The organism is Streptantibioticus silvisoli (assembly GCF_027947535.2).
GTDB lineage: Bacteria > Actinomycetota > Actinomycetes > Streptomycetales > Streptomycetaceae > Streptantibioticus_C > Streptantibioticus_C silvisoli.
This window is the reverse complement of sequence record NZ_JAAGKO020000011.1, coordinates 127309-151505: the sequence shown is the minus strand read 5'-3', so window position 1 is coordinate 151505 and position 24197 is coordinate 127309. Positions and strand designations below refer to the sequence as shown.

At 73.8% G+C, this 24197-nt stretch carries 14 protein-coding genes and 1 tRNA gene; 8 read left to right on the top strand and 7 right to left on the bottom strand.

Going from position 1 to position 24197, the window contains the following annotated elements:
- The first annotated feature begins 64 nt into the window (after nt 1-64).
- Entirely contained in the window at nt 65-745 is a 681-nt protein-coding gene (locus tag POF43_RS10770; RefSeq protein ID WP_282704527.1) for a pyridoxamine 5'-phosphate oxidase family protein, read from the top strand.
- A gap of 122 nt (nt 746-867) precedes the next feature.
- Here POF43_RS10770 and POF43_RS10765 read toward each other — a convergent pair whose 3' ends face one another.
- The gene (locus POF43_RS10765) at nt 868-1818 is read right to left on the bottom strand and encodes a hypothetical protein (protein ID WP_271324647.1); all 951 of its coding nucleotides are present in this window, start codon (nt 1816-1818) and stop codon (nt 868-870) included.
- A gap of 148 nt (nt 1819-1966) precedes the next feature.
- Here POF43_RS10765 and pepN point away from each other — a divergent pair, with 148 nt between their 5' ends.
- From pepN to POF43_RS10750, 3 genes are all read left to right on the top strand, one after another.
- Nucleotides 1967-4495: an aminopeptidase N gene (pepN, locus tag POF43_RS10760; RefSeq protein ID WP_271324648.1), complete on the top strand. Its 2529-nt coding sequence runs from the start codon at nt 1967-1969 to the stop codon at nt 4493-4495.
- A 112-nt stretch (nt 4496-4607) separates the two neighbouring features.
- Nucleotides 4608-6047: a pyridoxal phosphate-dependent decarboxylase family protein gene (locus POF43_RS10755; protein WP_271314238.1), complete on the top strand. Its 1440-nt coding sequence runs from the start codon at nt 4608-4610 to the stop codon at nt 6045-6047.
- Nucleotides 6044-7513 carry a lysine N(6)-hydroxylase/L-ornithine N(5)-oxygenase family protein gene (locus POF43_RS10750; RefSeq protein ID WP_271324649.1) on the top strand — a complete coding sequence of 490 codons (1470 nt, stop codon included), beginning with the start codon at nt 6044-6046 and terminating at the stop codon, nt 7511-7513. Before POF43_RS10755 ends, POF43_RS10750 begins: the two co-directional genes overlap by 4 nt.
- A 404-nt stretch (nt 7514-7917) precedes the next feature.
- On the opposite strand, the gene POF43_RS10745 is transcribed toward POF43_RS10750, so the two are convergent.
- Nucleotides 7918-8067: a hypothetical protein gene (locus POF43_RS10745; RefSeq protein ID WP_282704526.1), complete on the bottom strand. Its 150-nt coding sequence runs from the start codon at nt 8065-8067 to the stop codon at nt 7918-7920.
- A gap of 307 nt (nt 8068-8374) precedes the next feature.
- Here POF43_RS10745 and pyk point away from each other — a divergent pair, with 307 nt between their 5' ends.
- Nucleotides 8375-9805, top strand: coding sequence for a pyruvate kinase (gene pyk / locus POF43_RS10740; RefSeq protein WP_271325839.1), 1431 nt, complete (start codon nt 8375-8377; stop codon nt 9803-9805).
- Nucleotides 9806-11565: 1760 nt separating this feature from the next.
- Here pyk and POF43_RS10735 read toward each other — a convergent pair.
- Nucleotides 11566-11648: transfer RNA gene (locus POF43_RS10735), tRNA-Leu, on the bottom strand.
- 91 nt (nt 11649-11739) lie between these two features.
- Here POF43_RS10735 and POF43_RS10730 point away from each other — a divergent pair.
- Nucleotides 11740-12408 carry an ANTAR domain-containing response regulator gene (locus tag POF43_RS10730; protein WP_372515952.1) on the top strand — a complete coding sequence of 223 codons (669 nt, stop codon included), beginning with the start codon at nt 11740-11742 and terminating at the stop codon, nt 12406-12408.
- Between the two features lie 262 nt (nt 12409-12670).
- On the opposite strand, the gene POF43_RS10725 is transcribed toward POF43_RS10730, so the two are convergent.
- Together POF43_RS10725 and POF43_RS10720 are read right to left on the bottom strand one after the other, a co-directional pair.
- Nucleotides 12671-13144 carry a PaaI family thioesterase gene (locus POF43_RS10725; RefSeq protein WP_271315754.1) on the bottom strand — a complete coding sequence of 158 codons (474 nt, stop codon included), beginning with the start codon at nt 13142-13144 and terminating at the stop codon, nt 12671-12673.
- A 104-nt stretch (nt 13145-13248) separates the two neighbouring features.
- Nucleotides 13249-15570 carry an FdhF/YdeP family oxidoreductase gene (locus POF43_RS10720; RefSeq protein ID WP_271324173.1) on the bottom strand — a complete coding sequence of 774 codons (2322 nt, stop codon included), beginning with the start codon at nt 15568-15570 and terminating at the stop codon, nt 13249-13251.
- Between the two features lie 124 nt (nt 15571-15694).
- Here POF43_RS10720 and polA point away from each other — a divergent pair, with 124 nt between their 5' ends.
- Nucleotides 15695-18442, top strand: coding sequence for a DNA polymerase I (gene polA, locus POF43_RS10715; protein WP_271315756.1), 2748 nt, complete (start codon nt 15695-15697; stop codon nt 18440-18442).
- A gap of 230 nt (nt 18443-18672) precedes the next feature.
- Here polA and POF43_RS10710 read toward each other — a convergent pair whose 3' ends face one another.
- Nucleotides 18673-19779: a DUF4184 family protein gene (locus POF43_RS10710; protein WP_282704525.1), complete on the bottom strand. Its 1107-nt coding sequence runs from the start codon at nt 19777-19779 to the stop codon at nt 18673-18675.
- Nucleotides 19780-20087: 308 nt separating this feature from the next.
- On the opposite strand from POF43_RS10710, the gene POF43_RS10705 reads away from it, so the two are divergent.
- Entirely contained in the window at nt 20088-21332 is a 1245-nt protein-coding gene (locus POF43_RS10705; RefSeq protein WP_282704524.1) for a lytic transglycosylase domain-containing protein, read from the top strand.
- 129 nt (nt 21333-21461) lie between these two features.
- On the opposite strand, the gene hrpB is transcribed toward POF43_RS10705, so the two are convergent.
- Nucleotides 21462-23972, bottom strand: a complete 2511-nt coding sequence (hrpB, locus tag POF43_RS10700; RefSeq protein WP_271325477.1) for an ATP-dependent helicase HrpB — start codon at nt 23970-23972, stop codon at nt 21462-21464.
- Nucleotides 23973-24197: the final 225 nt, after the last annotated feature.

The window sequence follows — 24197 nt, the reverse complement described above, 5'->3', positions numbered from 1 at the left end:
CGCGGCGCCCGCCCCCACCCGACCGGGGGCGGGCGCCGCACGGCGTCCGGCGTACCCTGCGGACATGTCCGACGACCAGCGCCTGACCGTCACCGACCGCACCCGGCACCGCCGGCTGCGCGAGCAGGGCAGCACCGCCCGCGCCGACCTCGACGCCGTCCTGCGCGCCGGCTTCGTCTGCCACCTCGGCGTCGTCACCGACGGGGTGCCGATGGTCGTGCCCACCGTCTACGGCACCGACGGCGACACCCTCTACCTGCACGGTTCGGTGGCCAGCCGCAGCCTGCGCGCCGACCCGGCGGCCGTGGTGTGCGTCACCGTCACGCACGTCGACGGTCTGGTGCTGTCCCGCTCGCTGTTCGAGCACGGCGTCAACTACCGCAGCGCCCTGGTCTACGGCGTCCCGCGCCGCGTCACCGCCGGCGACGACGCTGCCGAACTCCTGCACGGGCTGCGGGTGCTGAGCGAGCAGAGCGCCCCCGGCCAGTGGGACTACGCCCGCCGCCCCAACGCCAAGGAGCTGGCCGCCACCACCCTGCTGGCGCTGCCGCTCACCGAGGCCTCCGTCAAGATCCGCACCGGCCCGCCCGAGGACGCCGACAGCCCGGACGGCGCGCTCGGCCTGTGGGCCGGCGTCCTGCCGCTCACCACCGTCTGGGGCGCCCCCGAACCCGACCCCGCCCTGCCGCCCGGCCACCCCGTCCCCGCCCACATCGCCGCCCGCGAGGCGACGGGCCTGTCCTGACGGGGCGGTGGTCTGTCCTGGCGGTGCCGGGGCTGGCGGTGCCGTCCGTCCAACGGTGCCGGGCGCTCGGACCGCGGCCGTGACCCCGGACGGGACCGTGGCCACCCCGTCCACGCCCGCCGTCACGTGTCGCAGTCCCACTCGGCGCGGCACAGTACGCACCGGGCGCGCAGCCGGCCGCGTACCGGCACCCGCAGCCGCTGATGGCAGGTCGGGCAGGGGAACGACACCCGCAGCGGATCGCCGCCCTCGAACACCACGCCGTCCGCCTCCGCGGCCCGCGCCGGCAGCCGGCCGTGCCGCCGCCACGCCTCCACCGCCCGGCGGCGCCGCGCCGCGTAGGCCCGGCGCGCCGCCCAGCCCGCCCCGGCCAGCGGCGGACACCGGCTCTCCGCGCGCGCCACCTCGGCGCCGGCCCGGTACGCGTCCCTGGCCTGCGCGCTGGACAGCCACGGCTCGATGTCCTCGTGGAAGACCCGGGCCCGTACCGCCAGCACGTAGCCGAACTCCTCCGGGGTCAGGTAGCCGAGCTTGGAGGCCGTGCGCACCAGCCGGTCGCCGCGGATGACGCTCTCCTGCCGGAACGCGTCCAGCAGCAGCCAGCCGGCGCCGAGGAAGACCGACGCCGTGTCGGTGAGGATCTCGTTGTCCCGCGTCCCCGGCCACCACAGGTCCAGCCGGTGCAGGTAGACGTGGGTGACCTCGTGCGCCAGGCACGCGCCGATGTCGCGGCGGTCGGTGGTGAACCGTGAGTTCAGCTCCACGAAGTACTCGGGACCGGCCGCCAGTTCCACCCGCCCGGCGTGCACCATGTCGCGGAACGACACCACGATCCTGGCCCGCGGCAGCCGCAGGTGCCGCACCATGACCCGCGCGACGTCCTGCGTCCCCAGGTGCAGATCCGTCCCCGCCCCGATCGCCACCTGCCCCGGCAGCACACTCGCCGCGAACGTGCTGATCGTGTCGTACGACAGGCGTTTGTACAGCGCGGTCAGCGCCGTACGGACCGTCGCCAGGTGCGGGAACCCGCGCTCGACCTCGCCGACCCCCGGCGCCGCACCGTCGTCCGCCATCGCCGCCTCCCGCCCGCAGGGAACCCCGCTACGAGACTACGGTCCCGCGGTGCGCCAGGAGTGCGATTCGCCCCCGGCGCGCGCCCCGCCGACGCGTTCCCGGTGACCCGCTGGCCCGGCCGGACCGCCCTGCGGCAGCATGAGCACCATGCCGCCTTTGACCCGCACCGAGGCCGAGACCCGCGCCCGGCTGCTCACCGTCCACCGATACGCCGTCGACCTCGACCTGACCCGGGGCGACGAGGCGTTCGGCTCCGTCACCCGGATCAGCTTCTCCGCCGAACCCGGCACCGACAGCTTCGTCCAGGTCAAACCCACCACGCTGCGCCGCGCCGTCCTCAACGGCCGCGACCTCGACCCCGCCGCCCTCGACGGCAACGTTCTGCCGCTGACCGGCCTCGCCGCCGACAACGAGCTGCTCGTCGAGGCCGACATGGCCTTCTCCCGCACCGGCGAGGGACTGCACCGCTTCACCGACCCCGCCGACGGCGAGACCTACGTCTACTCCCAGGGCTTCCTGGAGGACGCCCAGCGGGTCTACGCCTGCTTCGACCAGCCCGACCTGAAGGCCGTCTTCGACCTGGCCGTCACCGCGCCGCCCGCCTGGACCGTGCTGGGCAACGCGGTGCCCACCCGCACCGGCCGCGACGGCGACGGCCGCTGGACCTTCGCCACCACCCCGCCCATCAGCACCTACCTGTTCGCGGTCGCCGCCGGCCCGTACCACTCGGTGCGCACCGAACACGCCGGGCTGCCCTTCGGCCTGCACTGCCGCCGCTCGCTCGCCGCCCACCTCGACGCCGACGCCGACGAGCTGTTCGACATCTCCCGCCGCTGCTTCGACCACTACGCCGACATCTTCGACGAGCCCTACCCGTTCGACTCCTACGACCAGGCGTTCGTCCCGGAGTTCAACGCCGGCGCCATGGAGAACCCGGGCCTGGTCACCTTCCGCGACGAGTTCGTCTTCCGTTCCGCCGTCACCGGCACCGAACGCCAGACCCGCGCCATGGTCATCGCCCACGAGATGGCCCACATGTGGTTCGGCGACCTGGTCACCCTGCGCTGGTGGGACGACATCTGGCTCAACGAGTCGTTCGCCGAGTACATGGGCTACCAGGTGCTGTCGGAGCTGACCCGCGACGCCACCACCGGCTGGCAGGCCGCCGGCCCCTGGACCTCGTTCGCCGTGGTCCGCAAGAGCTGGGGCTACGACGCCGACCAGCGCCCCAGCACCCACCCCGTCGCCCCGTCCGCCGACGGCGTCGCCGACACCTCCGGCGCCCTGAGCAACTTCGACGGCATCTCCTACGCCAAGGGCGCCTCCGCCATCCGCCAACTCGTCGCCTGGCTCGGCGAGAAGACGTTCCTGGCCGGAGTCAACGACCACATCACCCGCCACCGGTTCGGCAACGCCACCCTCGCCGACTTCACCGACTCGCTGGCCCGCGCCGCCACCGACCGCGACGTGCGCGGCTGGGCCGACGCCTGGCTGCGCACCACCGGCCCCGACACCCTGACCGTCCGCACCGGCCCGGAGACCGACGGCGGCTACGACGTCACCGTGGAGCGCGACGGCAGCCGCCCGCACCTGCTGGTCATCGGCTGCTACGACACCGACCCCGACCGCCCCGGCACCCTGGTCCCCGGCGCCCCGGTGCCGCTGAACGTCCCCGGCGACGCCACCGCCACCCTCACCGCTCCGCGGGCCGCGCTGCTGCTGCCCAACGACGGCGACCTGACCTACGCCAAGGTCCGGCTCGACCCGCACTCCTGGCGGACCGTCACCACCTCGCTGTCCGGCGTCCCCGACGCGCTCTCGCGCGCCGTGCTGTGGAACACCGCCCGCGACATGGTCCGCGACGGCGACCTGCCGCCCGCCGACCACATCGCCCTGGTCGCCCGCCACCTGCCCGCCGAGTCCGACCCCTCGGTCATCCACGGCGTGCTCACCTTCGCCCGCACCACCGTCGCCGGCTGCTACCTCGACCCGGCCGGCCAGCAGGACGCCCTCGCCGCCCTGTCGGCCACCGCCCGCGCCCTGCTGGACCGCCCCGACGCCGACGACGACGTGCGGCTGGCCGGCCTGCGCGCGCTCATCGACTGCGCCCCGCCCGGCCCGGCCGCCCGCGAACTCGCCGACTGGCTGGAGACCGGCACCCTGCCCGGCGGCGCCCCCGCCGACCCTGAACTGCGCTGGCGCATCCTGGGCCGGCTCGCCGTCCTCGGCGCGGTGGACGAGGCCGCCGTCGCCGCCGAACTCGCCCGCGACCCCAGCTCCACCGGCCACGAGTCCGCCGCCCACTGCCGCGCCGCGCTGCCCACCGAACCGGCCAAGCGGGCCGCCTGGCGGGCGCTGTTCGACGACGACGCACTCACCAACAACCTCGCCATCCAGACCGCGTCCGGCTTCTGGCAGCCCGAACAGCTCGACCTGCTCGCCGGCTACGCCGTCCCGTGGTTCGACGCCGCCGCCGCGACCGCCGCCCGCCGCGGCCCGGCCATCGCCCAGGCCCTGGTCCGGTTCGGCTTCCCCGACCACCACCCCACCCCCGAGGTGCTGGCCGCCGGCGAGGCGTGCCTGGCCCGCGCCGACCTGCTGCCCGCCTTCCGCCGCCAGCTCGTCGACAAGCTCGACGACCTGCACCGCGCCGCCCGGGTCCGGCGGACCGGCTGACCCACCGCCCCTTCGGGGCGATACCCCCTCCGGGTCCGGCTCGTTGAGCCTGCGGACGCACGCGTGACGTGCCCCGCACTCACCGAGCCGGACCCGGAAGGAAACGCCGCCGATGCCCGCCCCGCCCGACATCCCGCTGCCCGACGGCTGCGCGCTGGCCGGTGGCGCCGCCGGGCCCGAAGCCCTGCGGCCCCTGCTCGACATCGTCCTGACCGCGCTCGCCGACGGGGCCGCCGACCGGGAGGGTCCGCTGCCGCCCGGCGGCCCGGCCCCCGTCGCCCGCCGGCTGCGTTCCGCGGTCCCGCCCGGCCTGCCCGCCGCCGGCACCGGAGCCGGCGAGGCCCTGCGCACCCTGGTGCGGGCCCTCGCCGCCGGCGCCGCCGACCCCGCCGATCCGCAGTGCGTCGCCCACCTGCACTGCCCGCCGCTGGCCGTGGCCGCCGCCGCCGACCTCGCGGTCAGCGTCCTCAACCAGTCCCTCGACTCCTGGGAGCAGGCCCCCGCGGCCGCCACCTTGGAGACCGACACCGCCGCCGGGCTCGCCGCCCTGGTCTACCCCGACCTGCCGCAGCCCGACGCCCTGCTCACCACCGGCGGCACCGAGTCCAACCAGCTCGCCCTGCTGCTCGCCCGCGAACGCGCCCGCGCGGCCGGCGCCCGCGGCGTCCAGGTGGTCCGCGGCCAGGCCGGCCACCACAGCGTCCAGCGCGCCGCCTGGCTGCTCGGCCTGCCCGCGCCCATCACGCTGGCCACCCCCGCCGGAGTGCTGGACCCGGTCGACGTCCACAGCGCCCTCGGCGCGCTGCGCGGCACCCCGGCCCTGCTCGCCGTCACCGCGGGCACCACCGACACCGGCGCCGTCGACCCGCTGCCCGCCCTCGCCGAGGCCGCCGCCGCCCACGGCGCCGAACTGCACGTCGACGCCGCCTACGGCGGCCCCCTGCTGTTCAGCGCCCGCCACCGCGCCCTGCTCGACGGCCTGCAGTCCGCCGCCTCGGTCACCGTCGACCTGCACAAACTCGGCTGGCAGCCGGTCGCCGCCGGGCTGCTCGCCGTCCCCGACGCCACCGCGCTGCGCCCGCTGCACCACCGCGCCGACTACCTCAACGCCGCCGACGACACCGAAGCCGGCCTGCCCGACCTGCTCGGCCGCTCGCTGCGCACCACCCGCCGCCCCGACGTCCTCAAGATCGCCGTCACCCTGCGCGCGCTCGGCCGCGACGGCCTGGGCGCCCTCGTCGACCGGGTCTGCGACCAGGCCCGCCGCCTCGCCGACCGGGTCGACCGGCACCCCGGCCTCACCCTGCACGCACCCCCGGCCATCAGCACCGTCCTGTTCCGCCCGCACGACGCCGACGACGCGCGGGTCGCCGCGATCCGCCGCGCCCTGCTGACCGCCGGCACCGCCGTCCTGGGCCGCTCCCACGCCGACGGCCGGCTCTGGCTCAAGGCCACCCTGCTCAACCCGCACACCCCCGACGCGGCGCTCGACGCCCTGCTCGACCACGTCACCCGCGCCGCGCGCGCCACCCCGGAAGGACCCGACCGATGACGGCCACCACCCCCCCTGCCCCGGGCTCCGACGAGCCGCTCGACCTGGCCGGCGCCGGCGTCGGCCCGTTCAACCTCAGCCTCGCCGCCCTCGCCGCCCCGGTCCCCGGGCTGCGTACCGCCTTCTACGACCAGGCCGCCGCCTTCCGCTGGCACCCGGGCATCCTCATCGACGGCGCCACCCTCCAGGTGCCGTTCCTCGCCGACCTGGTCACCCTGGTCGACCCCACCAGCCCCTGGTCGTTCCTCGCCTACCTGCGCGACCGCGAGCGGCTCTTCCCGTTCTACCTGTCCGAACGCTTCCACCCGACCCGCGCCGAGTACGACGCCTACTGCCGCTGGGTCGCCGACTCGCTGCCCAACTGCCACTTCGGCCACCGCGTCGACGCCGTCGGCTGGGACCAGGAGGCGGAACTGTTCGAGATCGACCACACCCGGCTGACCCCCGACGGTGAACCGGCCGCCACCGGCCGCACCCGGGCCCGCAACGTCGTGCTCGGCATCGGCAGCGTGCCGCACGTCCCCGGCCCGCTGCGCCCACTGGCCGACTCACCCGCCGTACCGGTGCACCACTCCGCCGACTACCTGCCGCACCGGGAACGGTTCCTCACCGCCGACCACGTCACCGTCGTCGGCGCCGGGCAGTCCGGCGCCGAGGTCTTCCTCGACCTGCTGCGGCACCGCCCGGCCGGGCTCGGCGGCCTGACCTGGATCGCCCGCACCGACGCCATCGCGCCCATGGAGTACAGCAAGCTCGGCCTGGAGCACTTCACCCCCGACTACACCCGCTACTACCACCAGCTCCCGGAAAGCGTCCGCGACCGCCTGTTCCCCCAGCAGTGGCAACTGCACAAGGCCATCGACCAGCACACCATCGGCGCCATCCACGACGCCCTCTACCAGCGCACCCTCACCCCGCACCACACCGAACCGCACTGGCCCGACATCACCATCACCCCCGGCACCACCGTGCGCACCGGCGGCCGTATCGGCAACGACGAACTGGAACTGCACCTCGAACACCACCAGCAGGGCACCAGCAGCCGGCTGCGCACCCACGCCGTCGTCCTCGCCACCGGCTACCGCGGCCGCCCGCTGGAACCGCTGCTCGCCCCGCTGGAGCCCTACCTGCGCCGCGACTCGGCCGGCCGCCCCCGGATCGACGCCCAGCACCGGGTGATCACCGACCCGCGGATCTCGGGCGGCATCTACCTGCAGAACGCCGAACACCACAGCCACGGCGTCGGCACCCCCGACCTGGGCCTGGGCGCCTGGCGGTCCGCCGTCATCCTCAACTCCGCGTACCGTCCGGACACCTACCGGCTGCCGCGCCGCACCGCCTTCACCACCTTCGGCCTCGACCCCGCCCGGCACCCCGGCCTGCCGGTCCAGAGCCACGGCGCGACCGCCCCCGCCCGGCCGACTGCACGCCCCGGTGCCAACCAGGCGGCGACAGCGGGCACCTGACCCCTCCCGACGCCCCGGCCCCGCGCGGCCACCCGCAGGCCCACCTCGCCGTGCGCGGCGAGGCCACCGCGGAGGCCGAACCGGAACTCGCCCGCATCGGCATCACGTCACCGCCCGCGCCACTGATCGCTCCAGCCGCCCTCGACGACCTCGCCCGCCGCAACACCGCGCCATCGAGCCGGTCAACGGCTCCGGCGAGGCCGTCGACAAGCTCGACACCAGCGCCCTGGTCATCACCCCTGACCTCGGCAGGGGCTGCGGCGAACGCGTACCCGCCCACCACCGCCGGGTGGGCCGTCAGGCGACCCGTGACGACGCGCTTTCACCTTCACCGCGCTCGGCGACCTGGCCACCTGGCTCACCGCGCTGGACCTCCCCCGGGTCGACAGGCCGGAAGGTGCGGTTCAAGGACTGGAGGAGGCGGGGGCCGCGCTGGACCTCACCCGGGTCAAGGGGCCCTGCTGGTCGTTGTGGCCGGAATCCGCCGCCTGCCGCACGGCCCGCACCCCCTGGTCGGCGAGCTCCAGCAGGGCGACGACCTGGGAGCCGAGCACTTCGGCGTAATCGCGCGCGCCGCACGGCGTCGCGGTCCACCCGGGACTCGCCCCCCGCCCCTGGCCGGTCGGCCGGGCCGGGCGCCCCATCCCCGCCACGCCCGACGCCCCGGCCCCGGAACCCGAGACGGTCCCCGACCTCGAACCGGCGCGGCGGACCGTCCGGGCCTTTGCCGCCGCCCACTTCACGATCATGCCGCCCGACCTCGGCTGACGCCCGTGAATGTCAACAACCCTTGACGAGAGGGGAGTTGGCGCGTGGCCTGTCCCAGGTTCCCTACTGCCGGGTAAGTCGTATGGTCGTATTATGCGCCGAGCAAAGATCGTCTGCACCCTGGGCCCCGCCACCGACGGCTACGACCGGATCAAAGCCCTGGTGGACGCCGGAATGGACGTGGCCCGCCTCAACCTGAGCCACGGCAGCCACACCGAGCACGAGGACCGCCTGCGGCACGTACGCAAGGCGGCGGACGAGGCCGGGCGCGGCGTCGGCGTGCTGGCCGACCTTCAAGGCCCGAAGATACGACTCGGCAGCTTCCGCGAGGGCCCGGTACTCCTTGAACGCGGCGACACCTTCACCATTACCACCGAGGACGTCGAGGGCGACCTGCACCACTGCGGCACCACCTACCCGGGGCTGGCCGCCGACGTCAGCCCGGGGGAGCGCGTCCTGGTCGACGACGGCCGGGTCGTGCTGGAGGTCACCGGCATCGACGGCCCCCGGGTGCGCACCCTGGTCATCGAGGGCGGCCTGGTCTCCGACCACAAGGGCATCAACCTCCCCGGCGCCGCCGTCAACGTTCCGGCACTGAGCGACAAGGACACCGCCGACCTGCGCTGGGCGCTGCGGGCCGGGGCCGACCTGATCGCGCTGTCGTTCGTGCGCAGCGGCCGGGACGCCGACGCGGTGCGGCGGATCATGGCCGAGGAGGGGCGCGAGATCCCGGTCATCGCCAAGATCGAGAAGCCGCAGGCGGTCGAGCGGCTGGAGGAGATCGTCGCCGCCTTCGACGGGTTGATGATCGCCCGCGGCGACCTCGGCGTCGAGATGCCGCTCGAACAGGTCCCGGTGGTGCAGAAACGCGCCATCACCCTGGCCCGGCGCAACGCCAAGCCGGTCATCGTGGCCACCCAGATGCTCGACTCGATGATCGACGCCTCCCGCCCGACCCGCGCCGAAGCCTCCGACGTGGCCAACGCCGTCATGGACGGCACCGACGCGGTCATGCTCTCCGGCGAGACCAGCGTGGGCAAGTACCCCGACCACACCGTGCGCACCATGGCCCGGATCGTCATGGCCGCCGAGACCGACATGCTGGCCGCCGGTCTGCCCGCGCTGTCGGAGGGCACCGAGCCGCGCACCCAGGGCGGATCCGTGGCCCGGGTCGCCGCCGAGATGGGCGACTTCCTCGGCGCGCGCTTCCTGGTGGCGTTCACCCAGAGCGGCGACACCGCCCGCCGGTTGTCGCGCTACCGGTCGCCGATCCCGGTCATGGCGCTCACTCCGGAGGAGTCCACCCGCTGCCGGCTCACCCTGTCCTGGGGCGTCGAACCGGTGCTCGCGCCGGTCGCCCGCACCACCGACGACCTGGTCGCACTGGTCGACCGCCACCTGCTCAGCCTCGGCCACTGCCAGCGCGGCGACGTCGTCGTCATCACGGCCGGCTCCCCGCCCGGCGTCCCCGGTACCACGAACATGGTCCGGGTCCACCACGTCGGCGAACACGACCTGAGCTGAGCCCCGGCTCCCGCCGCGCGCCACCGTTCTCGCACCGGGGCAACTGGCTTCAGGCCGGCGGTTGATGGCCTTCGGGTGGGTGTCGGGGGTGGTCGTACGGCGCCCTGCCGAACCGGTGTCGTGGACCGTTTCCGCCGTTTCCGCCGTTCCCCGTGGCTCCGGCACTCCGTCCGTCGGGATGGGGGAGGTACGGCTTCCGCTTCGGGCTTCGCCGGATGATGGTTGTTCGGCTCCGGGGTGGGTGACTTTGCTGGGGGTGGGCTTGCGGCGGGCGGTTTTGCGGGGGGTGGCCTTGCTGGGGTCGACCTTGCGGCTGGCGGTTTTGGGGCGGTCGGGTTTGCGAGGGTTGGTCTTGCGGCGGGTGGGCTTGCGGTCGTCGGCGTCGTCGGCGCTGCCCGCTGCGGGCTTGATGGGGGTGCCGTCTGCGGTGGGGGCGCGGTCGGCGGCAGCGGTGCCGGCGTTGGCATGGCCGGCCCTGATTGCTTCGCCATCGCCATCGGCAGCGACAGCGGTGCTGGCATCGGCACCTTCAGCGGCAGCGGTGCTAGCACAGGCGTTGGCATGGTTGGCCCTGGGTGTTGCGCCCTTGGCGCCGGCGCCGGTGGTGACGGTGACGGCGGTACCTTCGGCGCTGGCCGCTTCGCGCCCGGCGGCGGTAGCGGCAACCACTCTGTTCGCGGTACTGGCACCGGCACCGGCTTCGGCGGCTCCGGCCCCGGCCCCGTCAGCTCCGGCCCCGGCCGCGTCAGCCATGGCTCCGTCAGCCTCGGCCCCGGCTTCGTCCGCCCTGCCCGCTCTCCCTTCGACAGCAACCAGGAACGCGGCGACGGCCCGTCGGACGGCTCGTCGCCCCCACCTCTCGTCTGCCATGGGGTCGGTGCTCGCCGGGGGAATCCGCGTACGGCGTGGCACATGTCCGGTGTCCGGTTCAGCCGATTCGACGAGTGTCCAACGTGCGGCAGCGGACGCGTAATCGGCTCGCGCTGCGGTTGCGGAAGCCCGATGTCGAGCCACGCTGGCCGCTCCCGCGCCGCGTGCTTCCTCGATTACCGCGCGGGCCGCCGCGAGGGCGCGCCGGACGGTACTGATCATCTGCGTGAAGTAGTTCATGTACAGAGCGTGACTGAATTCTCACTCCGTGCCTATCGAACAGGGACGAAATAGCTCGAACGAGTGATCGACGACCCCGAGAGGCATGGTCGGCCCCACGGCGGGGAGGCCGGGAGCGCCGACGACAGGCCGAGAGGGGCGAGAGCCTTGACCCCGTGACGAGGAGGCAGGGGGCCGTCGACTCCATCGGTGGCAAGGCCAAAAGCGTCGAACCGGCGACGGGAAGGCGGAGCCGTTCGCCCCATAAGGGGGGAAGGTTGGAGGGACAGAAGGTCCCGCGGCAGAAGATCGAAAGGCCAGAGGGCCAGAGGGCCAGAAGGCCAGAAGGCAGCAAGTCAGGAGAGAGCAGGGGCGGAGACAACGGCCAGAAGATGGAGACGACGGCCAGCAGCCCAGCAGTGCGGGGCAGAAGTAAGCGGAAGCAAGGAGAGGGCGGCCGGAGTCGCCCAGGAGTAAGGAGAGAAGGCCGGGGGAGCGAGGCGGGAAGGCCCGGAAGCTGAGCGCTACCCAGTGGTGGGAAGGTACGGGCGAGAAGCCGGAGGCCGAGTGCGACGCGACCCGGCGGCGGGAAGGCGCGGGTGCGGGAAACGGGAAGCAGGAAACGAAAAAGGGGCCCGGCGGATTCGCGGGGCCCGTGAAGCGTGCTGAGGTGCCGGGTGCGGGACTCGAACCCGCAAGCCCTTTCGGGCAGATGTGTTTGAGACATCCGTGTATGCCATTCCACCAACCCGGCGGGGAACGCAAGCGTCAGCGTACAGCCTGTGAGGCTCACTGGTCACCCAGGTAGGCTCAAGGGCAGCACCCACCCCGAAGCGAGGAGCCCAGTGAGCGCCGCTGACGCCCCTGATGAGAAGAGCACGGTGGACGACGTGACCGCCACAAGCACCGTGGGCGGAGATCACGTACCGCCGCACACCACGCGTGTGGTGATCGCGGAGGACGAGGCGCTGATCCGGCTCGACCTCAAGGAAATGCTGGAAGAGGAGGGCTACCACGTCGTCGGCGAGGCCGGTGACGGGCAGCGCGCCGTCGAGTTGGCCCAGGAGCACCACCCCGATCTGGTGATCCTGGACGTGAAGATGCCTGTGCTGGACGGTATCTCCGCGGCCGAGCGGATCGCCAAGGAGCGGATCGCCCCGGTGCTGATGCTCACCGCGTTCTCCCAGCGCGAACTGGTGGACCGGGCCCGGGATGCCGGGGCCATGGCCTACCTGGTCAAGCCGTTCAGCAAGAGCGATCTGGTGCCGGCCATCGAGATGGCCGTCTCGCGGTTCACCGAGCTGCGCGCGCTGGAGACGGAGATCGCCGACCTGTCGCTGCGGCTGGAGACCCGCAAGCTGGTCGACCGGGCCAAGAGCGCTCTGCAGACCAAGTACGGACTCAGTGAGCCGGCCGCGTTCCGCTGGATCCAGAAGACCTCGATGGACCGGCGGATGTCCATGCAGCAGGTCGCCCAGGCCGTCATCGACGAGGTCGGTGGTTCCGGCAGTTGACCGGCGCGGATTGGATGATCGTACGGATCGGATGATCGTAGGGAAGACAAGCGGAATGGGCCGGGCGTACCAGCGCCCGGCCCGTTCCGTCGTCTTCCGCTTGCCGCGGCCGACCTTGCGGCTCCGGAAGCCCGTCAGGCCGTCGAGCCATCGGGCCGGAAGCCTGGAAGCCCGTATGCCGACCGGACCGTATTCCGACCGGACTGTAGGCCCGTCGGACCGTAAGCCGGTCGGACCGAAGCCCCGTCGGACCGTATGACCGTCAGGCCGTCTGCCCGTTGGGTGAGGACGGCCGGAGCATGCAGGTCAGGCGGGCGGAGCAGATCCGGCGGTCCTGGTCGTCGGAGATGACGACCTCGTAGGTGGCGCTGGAACGGCCGCGGTGCACCGGGGTGGCGACGCCGGTGACCACGCCGGAGCGCAGGCCGCGGTGGTGGGTGCAGTTGAGGTCGACGCCGACGGCGAGCTTGTGCGGTCCGCCGTGCAGCATGGCGCCGACCGAGCCGAGGGTCTCGGCGAGCACCGCGGAGGCGCCGCCGTGCAGCAGGCCGTACGGCTGGGTGTTGCCCTCCACCGGCATGGTGCCCACGACGCGCTCGGCGGAGGCCTCGACGACCTCGATGCCCATGCGGGTGCCGAGGTGTCCGGCGGAGAACAGCGCGGGAAGATCGATTCCGAGACCCGCGTACTCCTCGATGACCTCCGGCGGGAACGTCACTGCGGCCTGCTCGCCCATGCTGTCGTGCTCCGATCGTGGATCGCCCGCCCCCTCGGCCGGGAACTGGCACCGTCCTATCAGGACTTCGCACCGGCGGGACGGCGGTTACCGGGTGTCGTTCGTCACGGACGCCGCGTGGCCGGGGCGCCGGGTACCGCGGTGGGTTCCAGGCGGATGACGACGGATTTCGAGGCCGGGGTGTTGCTGGTGTCGGCGGTGTGGTCGAGCGGCACCAGAACATTGGTCTCCGGGTAGTACGCCGCCGCACAGCCCCGTGCCGTCGGATAGTGCACGACGCGGAACCCCTCGGCGCGGCGTTCTGCGCCGTCCGTCCACTCGGCGACCAGGTCGGCGTACGTACCGTCGGCGAACCCCAGGTCGCGGCCGTCGTCGGGGTGGATCAGCACGACGCGTCGCCCGTCCTTGATGCCGCGGTAGCGGTCGTCGAGGCCGTAGATCGTGGTGTTGTACTGGTCGTGCGAGCGCAACGTCTGCAACAGCAGCCGGCCCTGCGGTACCCGGGGGTACTCGATGGGGGCGGCGGTGAAGTTCGCCTTGCCGGTGGCGGTGGGGAAGGTGCGGCTGTCGCGCGGGCCGTGCGGCAGGGTGAAGCCGCCGGGGGCCCGCACCTTGGTGTTGAAGTCCTCGAAGCCGGGGACCACGCGGGAGACCGCGTCGCGTACCCGGTCGTAGTCGGCCGCCATCGCCTCCCACGGCACGACGCTGTCCGGGCCGAGGACCGCCCGGGCCAGCCGGCACACGATGGCCGGCTCCGACAGCAGGTGCGGGCTGGACAGCGCCAGGCTGCCGCGTGAGGCGTGCACCATGCCCATCGAGTCCTCGACGGTGACGAACTGCGCGCCGCCCGCCTGGACGTCCTTCTCGGTGCGCCCCAGCGTCGGCAGGATGAGGGCGCGGGCGCCGGTGACGACGTGCGAGCGGTTGAGCTTGGTCGAGACGTGCACGGTCAGCCGGGCGCGCCGCATCGCCGCCTCGGTGACCAGCGTGTCGGGGGAGGCGGCCACGAAGTTGCCGCCCATGGCGAGGAAGACCTTGGCGTCGCCGTCGCGCAGCGCGCGGATGGCCCGCACCACGTCGTAACCGTGCTCGCGCGGCGGGGCGAAGCCGAACTCCCGCTCCAGGGCGTCGAGGAAGGCGGGCGCCGGACGTTCGAAGATGCCCATGGTGCGGTCGCCCTGCACGTTGCTGTGGCCGCGTACCGGGCAGACGCCGGCGCCGGGCCGGCCCACGTTTCCGCGCAGCAGCAGGAAGTTGACGACCTCGCGGATGGTGGGAACCGCGTGCTTGTGCTGGGTCAGGCCCATCGCCCAGCACACGACGACGCTCCGGGCCTCCAGGACCATGCGCAGCAGCTCGTCCACGCTCTCGTCCGGCAGGCCGGTCGCGGTGCGGGTCTCCTCCCGGTCCACCGCCCGGGCGGCCGCCGCGAACTCCTCGTATCCGTGCGTATACCGGTCGATGAAGTCGCGATCGAGCACAGTACCCGGCGCGCTGTCGTCCGCCTCGATCAGCAGGGCGTTCAGCGCACGGAACAGCGCCTGGTCGCCGCCCAGCCGGATGTGCAGGAACAGGTCGGACAACGCGGTGCCGCCGGCCGCCAGTCCCTTGGCGTTCTGCGGGTTCTTGAACCGTTCGAGTCCTGCTTCGGGCAGCGGGTTGACGGTGACGATCCGTGCGCCGGATTCCTTCGCCTTCTCCAGCGCCGACAGCATCCGGGGGTGATTGGTGCCGGGATTCTGCCCCGCGACGATGATCAGATCGGCCTGGTAGAGGTCCTCCAACAGCACGCTGCCCTTGCCGACGCCCAGCGTCTCGGTCAGCGCCGAACCCGACGACTCGTGGCACATGTTCGAGCAGTCCGGCAGGTTGTTGGTGCCGAATTCGCGGGCGAACAGCTGGTAGAGGAAGGCTGCCTCGTTGCTGGTGCGGCCCGAGGTGTAGAAGACCGCTTCGTCGGGGCCGTCCAGCGCGCGCAGTTCGTCGGCGATGATCTCGAACGCCCGGTCCCACGGCACCGGCTGGTAGGAGTCCGCGCCCTGCGGCAGATACATCGGCTCGGTCAGCCGTCCCTGCTGCCCCAGCCAGTAGCCGCTGCGCCGTGCCAGGTCGGCGACCGGGTGCCGGGCGAAGAACTCGGGCGTCACCCGGCGCAGCGTCGCCTCCTCCGCCACCGCCTTCGCGCCGTTCTCGCAGAACTCCGCGCGGTGCCGCTTGCCGGGCTCCGGCCAGGCGCATCCCGGGCAGTCGAAGCCGTCCTCCTGGTTGACCTTGAGCAGGGTGAGCGCGGTACGCGTCACGCCCATCTGCCGCTGGGCGATCCGCAGTGACTGCGCCACCGCCGTCAGTCCGGCGGCCGCGTGCTGCGGTGCGCCGACCCGCGGCGCGTCCTGGACCGGGTCGTGGGCGGGGGGCTTGCCTGCCATGGTGACCTCTTCTCGTACCTTCCGGTGCCGTCGGGCGGCTCGGCGCGCTCTGTCACCGATCCTCCCACTTCGCCGGGCGCGCGGGTGGCCGGGTGCTGTCAGTGGTCCGTGGGAGGATCGGAACGTGGCAGCAAAGGCAACGAAGACAGCAACAGCGGCACCGCAGGCCAAGGGGTCCACGGCGGGGGGCGCGGACCGGCCGCGCCTGCTCCTGCTCGACGGGCACTCGCTGGCGTACCGGGCGTTCTACGCGCTGCCCGCGGAGAACTTCAGCACCACGACCGGGCAGACCACCAACGCCATCTACGGATTCACCTCCATGCTGGCGAACACGCTGCGTGACGAGAAGCCCACGCACCTCGCGGTGGCGTTCGACGTCTCGCGCAAGACGTGGCGTTTGTCGGAGTATCCGGAGTACAAGGCGACCCGGTCGGCCACTCCGGACGAGTTCCGCAGCCAGGTCGAGCTGATCGGTGAGCTGCTGGACGCGATGAGCGTCAAGCGGTTCGCGGTCGACGGGTTCGAGGCGGACGACGTCATCGCCACGCTCGCCACCCAGGCGGAGGCGGCCGGCTTCGAGGTGCTGATCGTCACCGGCGACCGGGACGCGTTCCAACTGGTCACCGAGCATGTCACCGTGCTCTACCCGACCAAGGGCGTGTCGGAGCTGACGCGCTACACCCCGGAGAAGGTCGAGGAGCGCTACGGCCTCACCCCCGCGCAGTACCCCGACTTCGCGGCCCTGCGCGGCGACCCGTCGGACAATCTGCCCGGCATCCCCGGCGTCGGGGAGAAGACCGCCGCCAAGTGGATCACGCAGTTCGGGTCGTTCGACGAGCTCGTGGCCCGCGTCGAGGAGGTCAAGGGCAAGGCCGGGCAGAATCTGCGCGACCACCTCGACGCCGTCAAGCTCAACCGCCGCCTCACCGAGATGGTGCGCGACGTCGCGCTGGACAGCGTTCCCGAGGACCTCGACCGCCGCCCGTACGACCGTGCCACGCTCGACGTGATGATGGACGTCCTGGAGTTCCGCCACCCCAACTTCCGCGACCGGGTCTACGCGGCCGATCCCGGCGCCGAGCAGGTCGTCGACGCCCCCGTCGACCCCGGCGTCGCGATCGACGGACACGCCCTGGAGGCCGGCACGCTGCCCGGCTGGCTGGACGGCCACGGCACGGACCGGCTCGGCGTGGCCACCGTCGACGCCTGGGCGCTGGGCGCCGGCACGGTCAGCGAGATCGCGCTGGCCACGGCCGACGGGCCAGCCGTCTGGTTCGACCCGGCCCACCTGGCGGAGGACGACGAGAAGGCGTTCGCCGGCTGGCTCGCCGACGCCGCGCGGCCCAAGGTGATGCACGACGCCAAGAGCGTCATGCGGGTCTTCGCCGAGCACGGCTGGACCGTGGGCGGCGTGGCGATGGACACCGCGCTGGCCGCCTACCTCATCAAGCCCGGGCGCCGCTCCTTCGCGCTGGACGTGCTGTCGGTGGAGTACCTGCACCGTGAGCTGGAGCCGGCCGAGGCGGAGACCGGACAGCTGGCGTTCGGCGTCGAGGAGGGCGCCGAGGCCGACAAGCTGATGGCGCAGGCCCGGGCGGTGGTCGACCTCGGCGAGGAGTTCGGCACCCGGCTGGCCGAGGTCGGCGCGATCGAACTGCTGGGCGACGTCGAACTGCCCACCTCCGAACTGCTGGCCCGGATGGAGCGGCACGGCATCGCCGCCGACCGCGAGTGGCTGGAAAGCCTGGAGCAGCAGTTCGCCGGTGCCGTGCAGCAGGCGGTCGAGGAGGCACACCGCGCGGTGGGCCACGAGTTCAACCTCGGCTCGCCCAAGCAGCTCCAGGAGGTCTTCTTCAACGAACTGGGCCTGCCCAAGACCAAGAAGACCAAGACCGGCTACACCACCGACGCCGACGCGCTGGCCTGGCTCGCCGGCCAGACCGAGCACGAACTGCCGGTCATCATGCTGCGCCACCGCGAGCAGGCCCGGCTGCGCTCCACCGTGGAGGGGCTGATCAAGACCGTCGCCCCCGACGGCCGCATCCACACCACGTTCAACCAGACGGTGGCCGCCACCGGCCGGCTCTCCTCCACCGACCCCAACCTGCAGAACATCCCGGTCCGCACCGACGAGGGCCGCGCCATCCGCCGCGGCTTCGTGGTCGGGGAGGGATTCGAGTCGCTGCTCACCGCCGACTACAGCCAGATCGAACTGCGCGTCATGGCCCACCTGTCGCAGGACGAGGGCCTGATCGCCGCGTTCACCAGCGGCGAGGACCTGCACACCACGGTCGGCTCCCAGGTCTTCAACGTGGCCAAGGACGCCGTCGACGCCGAGATGCGCCGCAAGATCAAGGCCATGTCGTACGGGCTGGCCTACGGCCTGTCCGCGTTCGGCCTCTCCCAGCAGCTGGGGATCGGCCCGGACGAGGCCAAGGGCCTGATGGAGGGGTATTTCGAACGTTTCGGCGGGGTGCGCGACTACCTGCACCGGGCGGTCGAGGAGGCCCGCGTCACCGGTTACACCGAGACCCTGCTCGGCCGCCGCCGCTACCTGCCCGACCTCACCAGTGACAACCGGCAGCGTCGCGAGATGGCGGAACGCATGGCGCTGAACGCCCCCATCCAGGGCTCGGCCGCCGACATCGTCAAAATCGCGATGCTCCGTGTCGACCAGGCGCTGACCGGCGAGGGGCTGCGGTCCCGCACCCTGCTCCAGGTGCACGACGAAATCGTGCTGGAGGTCGCCCCCGGCGAGCGCACCCGGGTGGAGGAGGTCGTCCGCGAACAGATGAGCACCGCCTACCCGTTGCTCGCCCCGCTGGACGTCTCCATCGGCGCCGGCGCCGACTGGGAGTCCGCCGCGCACTGAGCGCGCGCCCGCGGTACGGGGTGTGCGGCGGCGGTTGTACGACCGCGCGGTACGGGGGAGTGGCGGACGCCGCCGCCTCCCTACTGCGGCCTGATGGCGGACGCGGTCACCTCCGTACCGCGCGTCGGCGGACTCCGTACCGTGCTGGCGGACGCAGGCGCCGGTCCGCCGTCACCGGTTCACGGTCACCAGGCTCTGGCATCGGTCCGTCAGCACCGGGGCGCCTGTCGTCACCCTGCCGCAGTCCGCCGACGGGTGGCCAGAGCCAGCGCCGCCGCACCGGCCGGGAGCCAGCCGCCGGCGCCGAACGACACCGAGGCGATCAGCCCGGACAGCCCCGCCGGCCGGTCCCGGCGGCAGCGGGCCACCGCACCGGCGAGAGCGCAGCCGGCGAGGAGCGTGATCCCGGCGATTCGTTGACGGGACGTCAATACGACGCTCACTGAAGGGCGTTGATCGGATGAGCCGATTGTCGCCTGCCCCTGCCCCTGCCCCTGCCCCTGCCCTCGCCCCCGCCACCGAGCCGGCTCCGTAGCCCGCTCCGGCTCTGCCGCCTGCTCCCGCTCCGTCGCCTGCCCCGGCTCCGTCGCCCGCCCCGTCGCCCACTCCGCCGCCGTCCGCCTCGCCTCCGCCAGCCCCTCCGCCACGAGCCCCTCCGTCGGCTCCTCCGCCACCGGCCCCTTCCCCGCAGCCCCTCCCACCTCCGGCCGCAGCCGCGCCCTCGTCCGCCGTACCCCTCGTTCCTCCCGCTCCGTCAACTTCTCGTCCGCATCGTGCAGTGTGCGGCTGGTCCACGTCGCGACGAGCGCCAGGCCGGCCGCTGAACTCGCGTACTGCGCCCAGTGATGCAGGGGTACGCCGGCCACCTCGTGGTCCAGGACCGGGAAGCGGCGCACACCCCAGCGGCCGCCGTGCGTGAAGGCGTCCCAGACCACATGCGTACCGGCGCCGAGCGCGGCCGAGGCCCAGAACCGCGCCAGGCCGTACACGCCACGATGCGGCACGTGGTGCGGTGGGCCGCCGAAGGCGCGGGTCACGCGGCCGGCCGTGGCGGCCGGCAGCAGGCCGATGACCGGGCGGCGTACAGCGGCCCAGCCGACCGTCAACGCGACGGCCAGCAGCGGGTCGACGATGAGCACGCCGGCGGTGCCGTGCGTGACGCGGCCGAGGCGATGGCAGCCGGGCAGCACGGAGTCGGCGAAGAACGGCACGTCGGGCGCGAGGGAACCGGCCACCAGCGCGGCGGCCACCAGCGGTCCGCGACCCCGCACCCCGCCCGAGCCGGAACCGCGCAGCGCGGGCAGCACCGCCGCCACATGGCTTGGCGTGAACGGCATCCCGTACTCCTGACGATGGGACGAACCACGGGCCGGAACGGTTCCCGCGCCCGACCGTCCCGGGGGACGGAACGACTGGTCATCAAGGGGGCACCATCATGCCCTTCCCGTGCCGCATGGTCCCGTTGTCACACTGTTCACGGCCTTGTTCCCGGCCAACGGGGCTACGCACGGTAGATCCCGTCACCGAGTTGACGTAGGGTCCGTTGTTGCCACGCGGACGAGCGTGGCGGTGCAGACGGCGATGACGACGCGTGGCGGCGGTCCGGTGACCGGCGACATCACGCGGTACGGGAGGGAATCGGCGCATGGCTGTGGGGTTCGGCCGACGGATACGCAAGGGTGCTGCCGGGACCGCGGTGGCCGCGGCCGCGATGGCGGCACTGACCGCTTCGCAGGCACCGGGACTGGCCATGGGCGCCGCCCATGAGACCTCGGTGCCCGATGTGCCGCCCGGCACGCAGATCGACGGTGGTTCGCCGGACTACATCACCACTCTGCCGCCGCTGTCCGCCTCGACCCCGTCGGGCGCCCCCAAGGCGAACCCCGACCCCGTGTCCGGTTCCCCGGCCGGCGGGCCGACCACCGCGGGTATTCCCGCCACCGTGCTCGCCGCCTACCGGCACGCCGAGACCGTCCTGGCCGGTACCCGCCCCGGCTGCCACCTGCCGTGGCAACTCCTCGCGGCCATCGGCCAGGTGGAGTCCGGCCAGGCGGAGCGCGGCGACGTCAACCTCGCCGGGACCACGCTGCACAAGATCCTCGGCCCGGTCCTCGACGGCAACGGGTTCGCCGACATCACCGACACCGACGGCGGCAGATGGGACGGCGACCCGGTGCACGACCGCGCGGTCGGCCCGATGCAGTTCATACCGTCCACCTGGGCCTCCTGGGGCGCCGACGGCAACGGTGACGGCGTCAAGGACCCGGACAACGTGTACGACGCGGCCCTGGCCGCCGGCGACTACCTGTGCGCGGTCGGCGGCGACCTGTCGCAGCAGGCCAACGTGAACCGGGCGATCCTCGGCTACAACCACTCCGACGCGTATCTGCGTACGGTCCTGTCGTGGCTGGACTACTTCCGCGACCACGTCTCCGAGGTGCCCGACAGCGCTGTCGGCACCGGCGTCACCCTGCCGGGCGACGACTCGCAGTCCGGCTCCGCGACGCCCAGCGGCTCGCCGAGCCCGACGCCGTCCGCCACGCCGAGCCGCACCCCGCACCCCAGCCCCTCCGCCAGCGGCAGCCCTTCCGGCACGCCCACGGCGAGCGCGTCACCCAGCGCCTCGACGACGCCTTCCGGCACGCCGACCGGCAGTGGTTCGCCGAGTACCGGCCCCACCGGCAGCCCGACCGGCTCGCCGAGCCCCACCGGTTCGCCCACCGGCTGCCCGACGCCCACCGGCACGCCGACGGCCACCCCCACCCCGCCCGTGTCCGCTCCGCCGACCGCCTCGCCGTCGCCCAGCGGTTCCTGCTCCCCGTCGCCCTCGCCGACGCCGACCACCACCCCCTCGGTCAGCCCCAGCGGCGTCAGCCCGTCCGCTTCCTGATCCGGCCCGTACGACCTCGATGCCTGGCGTCGGCACACTCCGGCGCCAGGCATCCGTACGTCTCGGCACCGGGCATTCTTACGTTCAACGCCGGGCGTTCTCACGTTCGACGTCAGGCATCGGTACGCCTCAACGCCGCGTGTTCGTCCGACGGGTGGGCTGGGCGGCCGCCGGATCCTCCGGCCACGGGTGCCGCGGGTAGCGGCCGCGCAGCTCCGCCCGCACCGCGCGGTAGCCGTCCCGCCAGAACGACTCCAGGTCCGCGGTGACCGCCGCCGGGCGCCCGGCCGGCGACAGCAGGTGCACCAGCACGGGCACCCGGCCGTCCGCGACCCGCGGCGTGCGGCGCAGCCCGAACAACTCCTGGAGTTTCACCGCCAGCACAGGCTGCGGCCCGCCGTAGTCGACGCGGACGCGTGAACCGCTCGGCACCTCGATCCGTTCCGGGGCCAGCTCGCCGAACCGGGCCGCCTGACCGGTCGACCACGGCAGCAGCCGGGCCAGCGCCGTGCCCGCGTCCACCCGTTCCAGGTCCGCCCGCCGCCGCGCCGCCGCCAGCTCCGGCCCGAGCCATTCGGCGGAACGCTCCAGCAGCGCCGCCTCGTCCACCGCGGGCCACGGTGCCCCCAACTCGCGGTGCAGGAACGCCATCCGCTCCCGCACCGCCAGCGCGTCCCGGTTCCAGCGCAGCAACCCGGTGCCCTCCGCCCGCAGCCCCTCCACCAGCGCGCCGCGCACCGCCGCCCGGTCCGGGGCCCGCAACGGCCGCGTGGACAACTCGATGGCCCCCAGCCGCTCCACCCGCCGGGCCACCACGTCACCGCCGTCCCAGGCCACCTCCTCGCACCGCTCCACCATCGACGCCGCCGCTGAACGCGCCGTGCCCTCGTCGATCACCGCGGCCAACCGCACCCGTGCCACCGCCGACGCCGCCGTGCGGTCCGCCACCGCCACCGCGATCCACTCCGCGCCGCCCAGCCGTGTACCACCGCCCGGCTCCGCCGCCGACCCCGACGCCATCAGATAAGCGCCACCACGCCGCCGCGCCACCCGCTCGGGGAAGGCCAGCGCCGCGATCAGCCCGGCCACCGCGTCGTCCCCCAGCACGTCCCGGCCCGCTGCCTCACCCGAACCCGACCGCCCGGTCACCGAGGACGCCAGCCGCCCGGCCTCCGCCCGCCAGCAGGACGCGTAGCCGTCGCCACCCTGCCGCGCGGCCCGCCACACCCCCGCCAGATCGTCGCCATGGCCACGCGGCGGCTCCTCCGCGATCAGCGCGACGACCTCGGCCGCCCGCCGCGCCCCGACCCGTTCCGCACCGTCCAGCAGCGCCCGCGCCAGCCGCGGATGCAGACCGAGCCCCGCCATCCGCGTGCCGCGCGCCGTCACCCGCCCGTCGGCCCCGACCGCGCCCACCGCCCGCAGCGTCGCCCGAGCCGCCGCCAGCGCGCCCGCCGGCGGAGCGTCCGGCAGCGCCAGCCCGCTCGCGTCCGGATCACCCCAGCAGGCGGCGCGCAGCGCGAACTCCGCCAGGTCGCCCACCGCGATCTCCGGCGACGGGAACCGCGGCGCCCGCGCGTCCTCCGCCTCCGCCCAGCACCGGTACACCGCGCCGGGCGCCTCCCGGCCGGCCCGCCCCGCCCGCTGCGTCGCCGCCGCCCGCGACACCCGCACGGTGGCCAGCGACCCCAGACCCCGCGCGTGGTCGGTACGCGGCTCCCGGGCCAGCCCGCAGTCCACCACGACCCGCACCCCCGGCACCGTCAGGCTCGACTCCGCCACCGACGTCGCGAGCAGCACGCGGCGCCGGACACCGGGCGACAGCGCGGCGTCCTGCGCGGCGGCCGGAATCCGCCCGTGCAGCGCCACGACGTCCACCCCGGACGGCGATCCCAGCAGACCCGCCACCCGGGTGATCTCGCCGACGCCCGGCAGGAAGCACAACACGTCCCCCTCGCGCTCCCGCAGGGCCCGGCGCACCACCTCGGCCACGTGGGACAGCAGGGCCGGATCGACCCGGGTGCCGTGCGCGGGCCGCACCGTCGCGGCCGGCGGCGCCCACACCACTTCCACCGGGTGCGCGGTCCCCGCCGCGCTCACCACCGGCGCGCCGCCCATCAGCCGCGACCACGCGGCGGTGTCGCCGGTCGCGGACGCGGCGATCAGCGCCAGCTCCGGCCGCAGCGTCGCGACGACGTCGAGCAGGAACGCCATCGCGGTGTCGGCGTCCAGGTGGCGTTCGTGGCACTCGTCGACGATCACCGCGTCGACGCCCGGCAGTTCCGGATCGCGCAGCAGACGCCGCAGCAGTACGCCGGTCGTGACCACCTCGACGACCGTCCCGGCCGACACCCGGCGCTCACCGCGCACCGTGAACCCGACCCGGCGTCCCACGTCCTCACCCATCAGCCAGGCCATCCGGCGGGCCGCCGCCCGTACCGCCATCCGCCGCGGCTCGGCGACCAGCACCCGCCGTACCGGCCCGCCGTCCGCCAGCCCGGCCAGCGCGAGCGGTACCAGCGTCGTCTTGCCGGTACCGGGCGGCGCCGCCAGCACCGCGGTACCGCCCGTCTCCAGCGCCGTCCGCAATGCGGGCAGCGCGCTCCTCACCGGCAGCTCGAACGCCTCGTCGCGGATCACGCCGCAAGGGTAGTGACCGCGCGGCCGAGCGCTATGACGTCGCTACGGCGGTCGTCACGTCGTGCGGCAGCCGTTCGCACCGTGTCGTCACGTCGCGCGGCAGCCGTTCGCACCGTCGAGTGCTGCGTGTACGTCGGCTGCGCGGGCTCGCGTGTACGTAGGCCGGGCCGCGTTCCTGGGCGCACGTGTACGCCGGCCATGCTGGCGCCCGTGTATGTCGGCCGT